16 protein-coding genes are annotated in these 13618 nt (G+C 58.7%); 6 read left to right on the forward strand and 10 right to left on the reverse strand.

Annotated features, from left to right (window positions below):
• Positions 1-2 precede the first annotated feature (2 nt).
• A complete protein-coding gene (locus KF827_RS04150; RefSeq protein WP_291000604.1) occupies positions 3-638 on the forward strand; it encodes a phosphoribosyltransferase family protein in 636 nt (211 codons plus the stop codon).
• A gap of 10 nt (positions 639-648) precedes the next feature.
• Here the strand turns inward: KF827_RS04150 and KF827_RS04155 are convergent, their stop codons facing one another.
• The 9 genes from KF827_RS04155 to KF827_RS04195 form a co-directional block, all read right to left on the reverse strand.
• Positions 649-2265 (reverse strand): MFS transporter, encoded by a 1617-nt coding sequence (locus KF827_RS04155; RefSeq protein WP_291000607.1) that lies wholly within the window; start codon positions 2263-2265, stop codon positions 649-651.
• Entirely contained in the window at positions 2262-2678 is a 417-nt protein-coding gene (locus KF827_RS04160) for a DoxX family protein (RefSeq protein WP_291000612.1), read from the reverse strand. Before KF827_RS04160 ends, KF827_RS04155 begins: the two co-directional genes overlap by 4 nt.
• Before the next feature lies 1 nt (position 2679).
• On the reverse strand, positions 2680-4551 hold the full coding sequence (locus KF827_RS04165) for an amidohydrolase (RefSeq protein WP_291000615.1): 1872 nt from the start codon (positions 4549-4551) through the stop codon (positions 2680-2682).
• A gap of 92 nt (positions 4552-4643) precedes the next feature.
• Entirely contained in the window at positions 4644-4922 is a 279-nt protein-coding gene (locus tag KF827_RS04170) for a DUF1427 family protein (protein ID WP_291000618.1), read from the reverse strand.
• Between the two features lie 71 nt (positions 4923-4993).
• Complete coding sequence (locus KF827_RS04175; RefSeq protein ID WP_291000621.1) at positions 4994-5680, reverse strand: hydrolase; 687 nt, start codon at positions 5678-5680, stop codon at positions 4994-4996.
• A 246-nt stretch (positions 5681-5926) separates the two neighbouring features.
• Positions 5927-6556 (reverse strand): response regulator transcription factor, encoded by a 630-nt coding sequence (locus KF827_RS04180; protein ID WP_291000625.1) that lies wholly within the window; start codon positions 6554-6556, stop codon positions 5927-5929.
• 10 nt (positions 6557-6566) lie between these two features.
• Complete coding sequence (locus tag KF827_RS04185; RefSeq protein ID WP_291000628.1) at positions 6567-8159, reverse strand: ATP-binding protein; 1593 nt, start codon at positions 8157-8159, stop codon at positions 6567-6569.
• A gap of 81 nt (positions 8160-8240) precedes the next feature.
• On the reverse strand, positions 8241-8873 hold the full coding sequence (locus KF827_RS04190) for an NrsF family protein (RefSeq protein WP_291000631.1): 633 nt from the start codon (positions 8871-8873) through the stop codon (positions 8241-8243).
• Positions 8870-9550, reverse strand: a complete 681-nt coding sequence (locus KF827_RS04195; RefSeq protein ID WP_291000634.1) for a sigma-70 family RNA polymerase sigma factor — start codon at positions 9548-9550, stop codon at positions 8870-8872. Before KF827_RS04195 ends, KF827_RS04190 begins: the two co-directional genes overlap by 4 nt.
• Positions 9551-9590: 40 nt before the next feature.
• Here KF827_RS04195 and KF827_RS04200 point away from each other — a divergent pair, with 40 nt between their 5' ends.
• The 5 genes from KF827_RS04200 (at position 9591) to KF827_RS04220 (ending at position 13258) form a co-directional block, all read left to right on the forward strand.
• Positions 9591-9893 (forward strand): DUF2282 domain-containing protein, encoded by a 303-nt coding sequence (locus KF827_RS04200; protein WP_291000637.1) that lies wholly within the window; start codon positions 9591-9593, stop codon positions 9891-9893.
• Positions 9894-9898: 5 nt separating this feature from the next.
• Positions 9899-10810, forward strand: a complete 912-nt coding sequence (locus KF827_RS04205) for a DUF692 domain-containing protein (protein ID WP_291000640.1) — start codon at positions 9899-9901, stop codon at positions 10808-10810.
• Position 10811: 1 nt separating this feature from the next.
• On the forward strand, positions 10812-11591 hold the full coding sequence (locus KF827_RS04210) for a DNA-binding domain-containing protein (RefSeq protein WP_291000643.1): 780 nt from the start codon (positions 10812-10814) through the stop codon (positions 11589-11591).
• 10 nt (positions 11592-11601) lie between these two features.
• Positions 11602-12021 (forward strand): DoxX family protein, encoded by a 420-nt coding sequence (locus KF827_RS04215; protein WP_291000645.1) that lies wholly within the window; start codon positions 11602-11604, stop codon positions 12019-12021.
• A 112-nt stretch (positions 12022-12133) separates the two neighbouring features.
• The gene (locus KF827_RS04220) at positions 12134-13258 is read left to right on the forward strand and encodes a DSD1 family PLP-dependent enzyme (protein ID WP_291000648.1); all 1125 of its coding nucleotides are present in this window, start codon (positions 12134-12136) and stop codon (positions 13256-13258) included.
• Positions 13259-13261: 3 nt separating this feature from the next.
• Here KF827_RS04220 and KF827_RS04225 read toward each other — a convergent pair.
• Positions 13262-13618: LysR substrate-binding domain-containing protein (locus tag KF827_RS04225; RefSeq protein WP_291000651.1), on the reverse strand; the 357-nt coding region annotated here is incomplete at its 5' end.

The following is a 13618-nucleotide window of genomic DNA, read 5'->3' on the forward strand; positions in this document are numbered from 1 at the left end:
ATATGAGCGAACAATCCGCCTTGCGGGTGTTCGGCCATCATCGCGTGGATATCGCTGGCTTGGGAATAGATCTGCCGATCATCGGCATTTCACCCGAGCTGGCGATTTCCCTGCTGATGGTGATCGATATGGGCGTGCGTTTCGGCGAGCATATCGGTGCGGAATTGGCCAAACGCGCGGCTATGCTTAAGCCGGATATCGTGGTGGGCGCCGCCACGCTGGGCATACCCGTGGCGATTGAGGTTTCACGCCATCTGGGCCTGGATCAATATGTGATCCTGCAAAAATCCCCCAAGATTCATCTGAAGGATGCCATCGTGAAGATGGTGCAATCGGTCACCTCATCGGGCCAGCAGAAGTTGTTGCTGGATCGCCGTGCCTTGCCGCTGCTGCAGGGCAGGCGCGTGCTGGTGGTGGATGACGTGGTGGCCACCGGTTCGAGCCTGGCCGCCACGCTGGATCTGGTGCGCGAAGCCGGCGGGGAAGTGGTGGGCGCCGGCGTCATCCTCACCGAAGGTCATGCGTGGCGCGCAGCGTTGGGCAAGGATGCCGGATTGGTGATCGGCCTGGGCCATATCCCGCAATTCCGCATCACAGATAGTGGCGTGCAGGTTATCCCGGAAACCCAGGCGCATTAAAGCCGGCAGATCAATGCTTTCGATCGGGCTTTTCCAGCGCGAGGAAATGCTCCACCAGCGGCTTATCGGGGCCGGCATGCAGGGCCAGCACATCCTTCTGCAAATCAGCGTCGGCATGGGATATCCGGCGATGCTGGCGTAAATGCTCGGCCCAGGATTCCACAAAAAACCATTCCTTGATGTGCTCGGAATCGGAGGTATCCTCGCTCACGCCCCAGGCATAGGCACCATCGCGGCGGCGGACTTCCGCCAGCGGCTTCAGCGCTGCCCAGAATGCTGGCCGATCCGCCTTTCGGATCCGATAGGTGATGGTTATCAACACAGGGCCGCGGTCATGCGCCACTGGCTCGGCCAGCAACGGCTCTGGCCAATGGTTGGATGGCGTAAGATCCTCCTCGCCGGCGGGCAAAGGCAAGGCGCGGGCCACCATTGCCATAACCACCAATGCTGCGGCGGCAACCAACAAGGTGTTGGGAATGCCGATCTGTTCAGCCACCCCGCCCCATAGCAGGCTGCCAGCCGCCAATGCACCGTTGAACACCGTAAGATAAATCGCCAATCCGCGCCCGCGCACCCAATTGGGCAGGATGCTTTGGGTGATGCCGTTCAGCGTTGTAAGCGCCGTAATCCAGCCGACACCCAGCAACAGCAGGATCACCACAGCCAGCCATTGCGGCGGCGCGAATGACAGGCAGGCCATCACTGCTGCCGCAATCAGCGCCGCGCCCAGCATGAGATTATCGGAGGACAGGGCCCGGCGCAGCATCGGCAACACAAAAGCCCCGAGGATGGAACCGGCCCCAACAGCGCCGAGCAGAAGGCCATAATAGCCCGGCCCGCCATTCAGCAGACTGCGCGCCACCAGCGGCAACAACACCCAGGCCGAACTGGCAAAGATGAAAAACAGGCCGGCCCGCAGCAGCACGATATGCAACGGCCGGCTGGCCCGGGCATAGCGCAGGCCAGCGCGAAACGCGCCGAAGAAATGCTCCTGCAATTCATCGCCATCATTGCCTTTACGGCGCCACCAAAGCAGCGCACAGATCACCAGCAGATAGCTGGCCACATCGGCGCCATAGGTGACCGCAGCACCGAAACCGGCCAGCAGCAAACCGCCGATGGCCGGCCCTATCGCACGGGCAATATTGAAGCCGATGGAGTTCAGCGCCACCGCGTTTTTAAGATCAGCCCTGGAAACCAATTCCGGCACCACGGCCTGCCAGGTAGGCGCCATCAAAGCCGCGCCCACGCCCCCCAGAAAAGTAAGAGCAACCAGGCTGGTGACGGTGAGTTCCCCGGCATGCGCCAGCAATGCCAGGGTGCCACTGATACAGGCGAGGCAAAGCTGGATCACGATCAACAGCCGGCGGCGATCCAAGATATCCGACAATACACCGGCTGGTATCGCCAGCAGAAAAATCGGCAAGGTGCCAGCCGCCTGCACCATAGCAACAGCGGAAGGCGAAGCCGAAAGATCGGTGACCAGCCAGGCGCTGGCCACATCCCGGATGAAAGTGCCAACATTGCCAAGCACTGTTGCCACCCAAAGCACGGCGAATACCGGCTGGCGCAGTGGTGCGAAACCACTGCCACCGGATTCGGCATTGCCGTGTTTGGCTGCTGTCATCGCCGGGCCTCCTGGCGCAGATCATACCAGGCCACCAGCAGCAATCCGCCGCAAAGCCCAAGATGCTCGAAAAACGCATTCGTCATCATGAAACGATCCGGCTGAGCGGTGATTTCCCAAAAGCGGTTGGCCACGAATGTGGAGATTAGCGTAAAGCCAGCCAACCACAAAGCACCGAGCCAGCGCCCACATCCGCTCAGGATCATCGCCGCGCCGAGCAATTCGGTGACGATCACGGCAACGGCGAATGGCGCCGCCGGCAGCAGACCGAAATGCTGCATCTCAGCCACCGCGCCGGCGAAATCAAACAATTTGGTCAGCCCACCCTGCAGATAGGCCGCACACAGGCCCAGCAAGGCCAGCCAAAGAATAACCCTCGGCGCCAGCACACGCCGAACACTATCCGCAAGCATTTCACACCGCCCAACAAGAGCAACCCAATGCGCCCCAGAAACTGCGATTATCGGAAACCGGCACCGCTGAAGCCCAGGCACCGGCATGAGCATGGCCATGCACGCCGCAAGACACGGCACATCCACAAGCCGCGGCCAATGCGGTATTACCATCGCGCAATTGCTGCACATCGGCACGGCGCAGTTGATACCCGCCGAATTGCCGCACCGGCGACCAATCCGGCATGGCGGCCGGCAGAGGCGGTGCAAGCGATTTGAAATCGCCGTCGCCATGCACCGGCTTCCCGCCCAGCAAGGTGAGGACAGCGGTGATATGCGGTATCTCGGTTTCCGGCACCGAAAAATAATCCTCTGATAGCACGGCAAGGTCGGCCAGTTGCCCCACCTTGATCTGGCCCTTCTTGCCTTCCTCGGTGGAGAACCATGTATTGGCTTCGGTCCACAGACGCAGGGCATCTTCACGGGTCAACCGATTGTTGGCCGGATAAAGCGACAGGCCGCCTACGGTGCGGCCGGTAACCAGCCAAGACAGCGAAACCCAGGGATTGTATGAAGCAACGCGGGTTGCATCGGTGCCAGCCCCCACCTTCACGCCGCGGTCCAGCATGCGGCGGATCGGGGGCGTATGCTCGGCGGCCTTTTCGCCATAACGGGCCACGAATTCTTCGCCCTGATAGGCCATGCGATGCTGCACGGCAATGCCGCCACCCAACGCGGCGATACGATCGATATTGCGCTCGTCTATGGTTTCGGCGTGATCCATGATCCAGTGCAAGCCGCTGAATGGCGTGTCGCGGTTCACCTTCTCGAACACATCCAATGCGCGCGTGATGGTTTCATTGTAGGTGGCATGCAAACGCCATGGCCAGCGGTTCTCCGCCAACAGACGCACCACCGGCTCCAGTTCCGCCTCCATGCTGGGCGGCATATCCGGTCGCTCGACACGGAAATCCTCGAAATCGGCTGCGGAATAAACCAGCATCTCGCCTGCGCCATTATGGCGATAGAGGTCGTCGCCCTGCCCCGGCCGCACCTGCTTGGCCCAGCCAGCGAAATCCTGCAATTCCTGTTTCGGTTTCTGCGTGAAAAGATTATAGGCAATGCGGAGAGTGAGGTTTCCCTCCGCATGCAATTCCTCGATGATACGATAATCCTCGGGGTAATTCTGGAATCCGCCGCCGGCATCGATCACACCGGTAACACCCAGCCGATTCACCTCGCGCATGAAATGCCGGGTGGAATTCTTTTGATATTCCGCCGGCAACTTCGGCCCTTTGGCCAAGGTGGCATACAGGATAGTGGCGTTGGGCCGGGCGATCAGCAGGCCCGTGGGATTGCCTTGCGCATCTCGCTGAATTTCTCCGCCCGGTGGATTGGGCGTATCCTTGGTATAGCCCACCGCGCGCAAGGCCGCGCCATTCAGCAAAGCCCGATCATAAAGATGCAAGATGAAAACCGGCGTATCCGGCGCAACGGCGTTAAGCTCGTCGATACTGGGCAGGCGTTTTTCAGCGAATTGATGTTCGGTGAATCCACCCACCACACGCACCCATTGCGGCGCCGGCGTGCGATCCACCTGCTGCTTCAGCATACGCATCGCATCAGCCAAAGAGCGCACGCCATCCCAGCGCAGTTCCATATTGTAGTTGAGTCCGCCACGGATGATATGCATGTGGCTGTCGATCAGCCCGGGAATCGCCCGCCGGCCCTTCAGATCGATCACTTGAGTGTCGGGTCCGGTCAATGCGCGGATATCGCGCTCATCGCCCACCGCCTGGAACTTTCCCTCCTTGATCGCAACTGCCTGAGGGTTGGGGTTGCTGCGATCTAGCGTGGCAAAGCGACCATTCACCAGGATCATATCTGCATGCATGGGAGCGTTTCCTTGCGCGTATGTTGCCTTGCCTAGCAATGAAGCCAGCGCCGCCGAGGCAGCGCTCTTAAGGGCTGCGCGACGATTTGGCATCATGATGTTGGCGCACCTTTATCGCAACCGGGCTTAACCTCGGCCTTGCCTGGCAAGGCCCCAAAGATATGCGGCCCACAATCTGACTTCAGCCAGGAAATCGTGATCGGCTGGCCAGACATGAGCCGCTTTGCAATCGGCACGATCTGTTCGCCGATCAGGATGCCCAGCAATCCGATCAGCGCAACCACCGGCGGAGCCGGGGAACGCACGTTAAGCAAGGCATAGATAATGCCAACCAACAGGCCGACGCCGAGCGAAAGCAGATAGAGCTTCATGCCTTCCCACTCCTGCACGAAATCGGGCCTGTCGTTGGCAATGCCGGCTTATCGTCCGACACCGGGGCGGCTTATCGCGCCGGCACCGGGGCCAAAGAGGTATGCGCCTCCTTGGTACGTTGGGGCGCCTTGTGCACCATGGTGTAGGCATAATCCACGCCCATGCCATAAGCACCGCAATGCTCGCGCACCACCGCCATTACCGCATCATAGGTATCGCGGCGCGCCCAATCACGCTGCCATTCAAGAAGCACTTGCAGCCAGGTCATCGGCACCACCCCGGCCTGGATCATCCGCTGCATCGAATAATCGTGCGCATCCTTGGAAGTGCCACCGGAAGCATCGGCCACCATGTATATTTCATAACCACCTTCCAGCATGGCGCAAAGTGCGAAGGTGTTGTTGCAAACCTCGGTCCACAGGCCGGCCACGATCACTTTCTTGCGCTTGTTGGCCGCCAGGGCATCACGCACCTTCTGATCGTCCCACGAGTTCATCGATGTGCGCTCCAGGGTCTTTTGCCCGGGAAACACATCCAGAATTTCCGGATAGGTATAGCCGGAGAAACTTTCGCTCTCCACCGTGGTGATGGTGGTGGGTATCGAAAAAATCTTCGCCGCCTTGGCCAGGCCAACCACATTATTCTTCAGCACCTGGCGATCGATCGACTGCACGCCGAAGGCCATCTGCGGCTGATGATCGATAATGATGAGTTGTGAATTTTCCGGTGTGAGAACTTCAAGCTTCGGATTGCTCATATCTACCCTCTTTTTTATCGCTGTTCCGTCGTCAGAATTTCACAGAAAGTTGGCCCGCAAACGCATTGCGGCTTCCCATTCCAGGCAACAGACCTGCAATCCGTCTTTTATGGTGGATGGCATTCATCTTTGCGCTCCAGATCGGGCAAGACATCAAGCCGGCAACGCTTCGCGTGTCGCCAAGGGCAAAATGCATTCGCACCTTACGGAGGGGGTATCACCCGAACAATTATACGATGGTATCGCCTAGCCAATACCCTTTGCCTGGGCATTCAGCCTGTCGGTGAATCGCACCAAATCCGGTAGGGATTGCGCGCGCATTTTCCGCATCACATTAGAGCGGTGAACCTTCACGGTGATTTCGCTCAAACCCAATTCAGCCGCAACCTGTTTATTCAATTTGCCTTGCACGACAAGCGCGAGCACCTCGCGCTCCCGACTGGTCAATTCGTCATAACGGTCGCGCAACTCGCCTAAAATGCTGGCATTGCCACGGCATTCACTGTCGATCCGGATGGCGCGGTCCACCGCATCGAGAAACTCCTGATCGCGGAACGGCTTGGTGAGGAATTCCAGCGCGCCCGCCTTCATCGCCGCAACAGACATCGGCACATCGCCATGGCCGGTGATGAAGATGATCGGAATTTGAATGCCGGCATCGCGCAAATCGCGTTGGAACTCCAATCCGCTGCGCCCCGGCAGCCGCACATCCAGCACAAGGCAGCTCGGTTCATCCGGCCTGTCGCTTGCGATAAATTTCTGCGTCGTTTCGAAAGTCCAAGCCCGGCGGCCCACGGAACGCAACAATTCTTGCAGCGATTCGCGGATATAAGGATCATCATCTATGATGTAGACCAATCCATCTGTTGCCGTCATGATCGATACCTCATACTGCAATATGCTGCGGGTCGGCCGGCAGAGCGAACCGGAAAAGCGTGCCAGGGCCTTTTTTATCCTCTAGCCACAAACGGCCGCCATGGGATTCGATGATAGAGCGGGAGAACATCAATCCCATTCCCATCCCATCCGTCCTGGTAGTGAAAAACGGTTCGAATATCCGCGCGCGGTTCTCGGGATCAATACCATGGCCGGTATCTTCGATCGACACCACCACATTGCCATCCTTGCCATATGATGTTTGCAGACTTAACAGTTGCAGACTGCCGCTTGCCCCCTGCATTGCATCGATGGCGTTTTTTATCATGTTGGAAAGCACCTGCCGAATCTGCAATGGATTGCCCATCACTTTCGGCAAATTCGGCGCCAGAGATAAATCCAGCGCGCAATGGCCGGTGTGCAGTTCATCCCGCATATAGGACAGCACGTGGTGAATCTGCTCGTTTACATCTATCGGCAGACGCTCCTGCGCATCCTTTCGATACATCGCCCGAATGCCATTGATAACCTCGCCTGCACGATGCCCATCGCGTTTCACACGCTGCAAGGCGGCCGCTGCTTCCTCGATATTCGGCTGCTGGCGTTCCAGCCAGCGTATGCCGGTGCCGGCATTGGATATCATGCTGGTGAGCGGCTGATTTACTTCATGCGATATTAGCGCCAGCAAAGCTTCTGTCGCAGCCAGTCGTTCTTCTCGTATCCGGCGCTCGGTATAAGCCGAACGCAAAAGGCGGCCATAAAGTGAAGTGATCTCGGCCAGCAGAGCAATCAGAACAATGCTGGCCGAGGCCAGGCCATAAAGGCGGCCCAGCCACCAGCCCGCACTCAGCCGGCCGGAACTGAGGCTGGATAGAATAAACAGTTCCAAGGCCAGCGTAACAATGACCACGATCAACCACAGATCCAATTTGGTTTTGCGTCCTAGCAGCAGAAAAATCAGACAGGCCGCGTAAAGCAGGTAAGAAAGCCAAACCACATAGCGCCACAGGCTGGTGGTATTCTTGGTATCCCGCATGAAGATCGGCAGATGCGACTCGCCAAAATGTATCGCAACCGTCATGCCGGCAACCAGCAGGATCGTGCCACCCACAACCCACACCGTGGCATGGCGGGAAAGACCTGTGCGACGCGATAGATGCCGATTCTTGAGAAAAACATAAGCCAGTACGCAAATCGGAAAAACCAACCGGCGCAACGCCGCGATGCTTGCCGTCACCTGAATATCCGCGATGGGCAGGCCGAAGGATTGCTGCATACCGGGAAAAGTGAGCAGCCAGGGAATGACCGTCAGGCCCACGAATAGATAGCCTACGGCCAGAATAAGCAGCGCCAGGGATCGCTGAATCGTGAATAGCGACAACAACAACACCGCTGTCAGCACATCGTTCAGCAATATCGCCGTGGCGTAGATCGGCAGCAGAGGCTCGGTGCCGTCAAGCGGGATTTGCGAATACGGGACGGAGAGTCCAACTGCCAGAAATAGCAGTAAGATCATCATCGCAACGGCACGAATCTGCTGCCGGTTCGGAGGTATCTCCGACAAGGCGAATAACGTGCTCGCGTTTTGTTGTTTGGCTAGCATGCCCTGCGGCCTGGAGGAACGCGGATTTCCGCCAGATTACCATATCGGCCAGATTTGCCTACGGCCCAACATCAGGCGTCGCTACCAACGCAGGACTTTCCGCCCCAGAAGCGCACCCAGAATGGTGACAATCAGGATGGCAGCCGAATACCAGGCAGCTACGAATAACGGCGAGTCGTCGGTGCAGTGCAACGCGTAAATACCGGCAGCAATGGTTGCCGCAGCAAAGCCGGCCATTCCGCCGGCAACGAACGGAGCAGCCGGTGCGCCCGAACGCATGGCATAAAGCAAGGCTGCCAGAGGCGCGATGGATAATAGCGGAATCGCCGTCAAGCAGATTACCGAATTGCTGCCAACCAGCCTGGCACCCCAGCTTGCGCTCGGCGACATGACCATTTCCGTCAACGCGGCAATGCCGAGCAATATCGCAGAGCCCCATAGCGGCATGCCCCAGGCTTTTGCCGTGGGTCGACAGAGACGTATGCATTCAACCAGCCCCAACGCCATCATTGCCGCCACGACGGCAAGCTTGGCATTGAAGCGCCAAGTGACCAAAGCATTACCGATATCAGGCCGCACGCCGAGTTCGATCAGGAAACCGATAAATGCCAGAATGGCGCCGACCAGAACGGTCAGGATCAGTTTGCGAGATAATGCCGCGCCGGCAGGCCGGATATCGGCTACCAGCACCGAAATGAGATCGGTGGTTTTCATAGCGCACCCTTATTCACAATGACAGACAGGGTTTTCAACGCCCGATGCAGAGCAACGCGCACCGCACCATCGGCCATGCCGAGTTTTTCGCCGACTTCTCTTGCGCTGCGTCCTTCGATGGCCATGCCCACCACGATCTCGCGCTGCCGCCCTTTCAAGCGAGACAGCAATTCTCCGGCATCGGTGGCATTCTCTATCTCTGCATCTCCATCTGGAGCCGGCAATTCGTCGCAGATGTCCAGGGGCACATATTCCCGAAAACCCTGACGGCGCAGGATATCCACCAGCTTGTAATGCGCGATAGCATGCAGCCAAGGCAGAAACGGCAGCGCCTCGTCCCAAGTTTCTCGCTTCAGGTGCACAGCCAGCATGGTTTCCTGCACGATATCCTCGCAATCGACATCCGCTCTGCCGGCACGCAACAAACCCCTACGCGCAATCCCGCGCAGATACGGCGCCAGCAACGTAAGCAGCTGGCGGTAAGCCCCCGCATCCGCGCGGTTGGCCGCTCGCATCAATTCCGCAAAGTCTAGCTCTCGTTGCATTTCGTTGTTCTGCCAGATATTCGCTGTGGCGCGGGCAAACGTTACAGGCTTCGCAGATTTTTCCGACCGGCCCTCGATAACACGAAACCGTGAGCCTGTAACGTTATCCTTCGGTAAGGCGAATACCCCCATGCAGGCCAGTTCCGGCCTGCTTCAAAGGAGGATATCCCCCATGTCTTATCGCAGCCAGAATCTTGCCCTTGCCGCACTTGCCACCGCCGTTGGCGCCGCCATCGCCATATCCAGCCCGGCTTCCGCCCAGCAATCCGCCGATAAGGAACGTTGCTATGGCATTTCCATGGCCGGCAAGAATGATTGCGCCTCCACCGGCAACAATTCCTGCGCGGGCACCGCCAAGATGGATTTCGACAAAGGCGCCTGGAAATACGTGGCCAAAGGCACCTGCACATCGATGCAGGTGAAACTCAAGGATGGCAGCTCCCGCATGGGCGCCCTGATGCCGATCAAGGGCTGATTTCGGTGGCGGATCATCAGCCCCTGCCTGCCGCCGCTGGCAGCCTGCCGGATCGAGCCGGAGCCGGGCTAAAGCCTGAGCATTACCGCGCCATCCTGGCGGAGCAGCCAGATATCGGCTGGTTTGAACTCCATCCGGAAAACTATATGGGTGCCGGGAGGGGGGCTGGTGGTCCGCCGCAATACTATCTTGAGCGCATTCGCGCGCTGTATCCGCTGTCATTTCACGGTGTCGGCCTATCCATAGGATCTACCGGCCGGCTTTCGCGCGACCATCTGCAACGCCTGAAAGGCTTGATGGCGCAATACCAGCCAGAGCAATTTTCCGAGCACCTTGCCTGGTCGAGCCATGGCTCAGCCTACATGAACGACCTGCTGCCCCTGCCCTACAACCAGGCAACATTGCAGCTTGTAGCGGCGCATGTGGATGAAGCGCAGGACTATCTTGGGCGGCGGATGCTGATCGAGAATCCATCTACCTATGCAACCTTTTCCTGCAGCGAGATGGGGGAGATTGATTTCCTGGCCGAGCTTGCCCGGCGCACCGGCTGTGGCCTGCTGCTGGATATCAACAATGCATATGTTTGTGCCCATAATCACGGCTTCGACCCCGCAAGCTATATCGATGCTTTCCCAGCAGAATGGGTAAGTGAGATTCATATTGCCGGCCATGCCATGATCGACGATGGAATCGAAGCCAGCGGTATTGCTGGGCAGTTGCTGGTGGATACCCATGATCGGCCTGCTTGCGCCACCGTCTGGTCCCTCTTTCGGCGCTTCATTCGACGAGCCGGCCCGCGCCCCGCGTTGATTGAATGGGATAATGCCATCCCTGCCTGGCCCGCGCTTCATGCCGAAGCAACACGCGCGGATCGCATGATGGCGCAAAACCATGCCATGCATTGTCTGGCGGAATGACATGAGCGCATATTCGGATCTCACACTGCTGCAACAGCAATTCACAGCCGCTTTACTGGCCCCATCCACCCAGATTCCTGCCGCCATTGCGCCCACCGACGAGGCGAAACGGCAGAAACGCTTCAATGTCTATCGCAACAATATGCATGCCGGCTTGGTTGCGGCGTTAGGCGCACGTTACCCGGTGATACTGCGCCTTGTGGGCGATGAATTTTTCCAGGCCATGGCACTGGCTTTCATTCGGCAAGAACCACCCACATCGCCTATCCTGGCCGAATACGGGGCGCATTTCGCACGCTTTCTTGAGACTTTTGAGCCAACCGCAGACTTGCCCTATCTACCCGATATGGCCCGCCTGGAATGGCTGCGGCACCTGGCCTATCACGCGCCCGACAGCCCCATTGCCGCCATAGCCGAACTTGCCAGCCTCGCCCCTGAAAAGCTCGGTGAAATCCGTTTGCATCTGCACCCGGCAGCAAGCCATCTGGCGTCGGATTACCCGGTTCTGACGATCTGGCAAACCAATACTCATGATGCAACCGTTCAACCAATTTCTGCCGACCGGCCCGGCGAGACCACACTCATTACCCGGCCCAAGCTGGATGTGCTGCTTTGCCCGTTGCCAATAGGAGCGGGGATTTTCATCACGGCTCTGGCGGAAGGTGAAACCATGAGCCAGGCAGCCGCATCGGCATTGGCCGATGCAGCCAGCTTCGATCTGGCCAAAACCCTGGCCGCGTTATTTGACGCTGGCGCCATCAGCCACATCCAACCCGATTGAGGCATCATCCATGCTACGGCCAGCCATCGCATTGTTTGAACGCATCCCGCAAGATTTGATCGCGCTGATTGCCCGCATCGCAGGAGGTACAGTGTTTCTGCGCTCTGGCTTGTTGAAGCTGGATGGCTGGGCGGATGGCACCACTTTGGCATTATTCCGCGAGGAATATCGCTTGCCTTTTCTGCCGCCCGAAATCGCCGCCCTTGCGGCAACAAGCGCTGAATTGCTGCTACCGCCTTTATTAATCGCCGGATTACTGACCCGCTTTGCGGCCCTGGCCCTGCTGGGCATGACACTTGTTATTCAGCTTTTTGTTTACCCCAACGCTTTCGATACCCACGGGGTTTGGGCTGTTTGCCTACTCTTTTTGATGAAATACGGGGCCGGCGGCGTATCGCTGGATCATATCGCCGGGAAGTTGGCGCGCTGATTGCTGCATATTGCCAGCAGCGATTGCCAGCAGCGGTCGAGCCGGCTAATTTTCGATCGACAGCAACCGTAATGCGACAGCCCGTGGCCGGCTTGCGCAAGGAAGGGCCCATATGCAGCAGCCCCCACCCGCCATCCCCGGCATGCGCGAAGACGAGGTGGATACCCCCGCCTTGCTGATCGACCTGGATGCCTTCGAACATAATCTCGATCTGATGGCCAAGATCGCCCGCGAAGGCGGTATAAAACTGCGGCCTCATGCAAAAACCCATAAATCCCCCGTGATTGCCCATCAGCAAATCGCCCGCGGGGCTGTGGGCCAATGCGTGCAGAAAGTTTCGGAAGCAGAAATCCTGGCCTGGGGCGGCGTTGCCAATATCCTGGTGAGCAACCAGGTGGTCGGCGCCAGCAAGCTGGCGCGCTTTGCCGCGCTGTCGCGGATTGCCGATATAGCTATCTGCGCCGACCACATCGTTCAGATCGAAGCGATCGAGGCTGCCGCTGAAGCGGCCAACACCCGGCTGCGCCTGCTGCTGGAAATCGATGTGGGCATGGAACGCTGCGGCGTGACACCAGGGCCAGAAGCAGTGGCTTTATGCCAGCGTATTGCCGGGTCTCGCCATCTGATTTTCGGCGGCCTGCAGGCCTATCATGGCCGCGCCCAGCACAAACGCAGCTTTGCCGAACGACAGACCGCCATCACCCGCGCCGCCGAGTTGACCGCTCAAACCATCGATGGCCTGCGCAAAGTAGGTCTGGATTGTGCGATTGTTGGCGGCGGCGGCACCGGCAGCTATGAATTCGAGATCGCATCCGGCGTCTATACCGAATTGCAGGCCGGCAGCTATTGCTTCATGGATGCGGATTACGGTCGCAACCTCGATCGAAGCGGCGCGCCGATATCCAGCTTCCGGCAATCGCTGTTCGTGCTCGCCACGGTGATGAGCCGGCCCAGCCGCAACATGGCGGTGATCGATGCCGGCCTGAAGGCCTTCGCCGTGGATAGCGGGCTGCCGCTGGCATGGCAGCGACCGGACATCCAGTTCATCAGCGCTGCCGACGAACATGGCAAGCTCGATCTGAGCAGCGAAACCACGGCGCCTCTGCTCGGCGAGAAGCTGCGCTTCGTGCCGGGGCATTGCGATCCCACGGTGGATCGCTACGATTGGTATGTGGGCATACGCAATGGCCGCGTGGAATGCCTCTGGCCGGTGGCCGCGCGCGGCGCGGCCACATAATCCCTACTGATCGTAAGGCAGAAAGCGCCGTCGCTCATCACGAAACAGCTTGGCCAAAAATTCGCGACAGGAGGAAATTCGCCGCGCCTGAGCGGTTTCCGGGTGGGTGATCAGGTAATAACTGCGGCGATAGGTCACCTGCGGCAGGATGCGCACCAGTTGACTGTCGGCGCCCACAGCGAAGTCGTGCAGGATACCGATGCCGATGCCGGCCTTCACTGCCTCCAACTGGCCAACCACGCTGGCACAACGGTATTTCCGCGCAGCCGAGCGTTCCAACAACTCGCCATAATCCAGCGCCGTTGCATAGGCCAGATCTTCCACTCCGGTCACCACCGCATGCTGCGCCAAGTCGGCTTC

It is taken from the genome of Ferrovibrio sp., assembly GCF_019636075.1.
GTDB lineage: Bacteria > Pseudomonadota > Alphaproteobacteria > Ferrovibrionales > Ferrovibrionaceae > Ferrovibrio.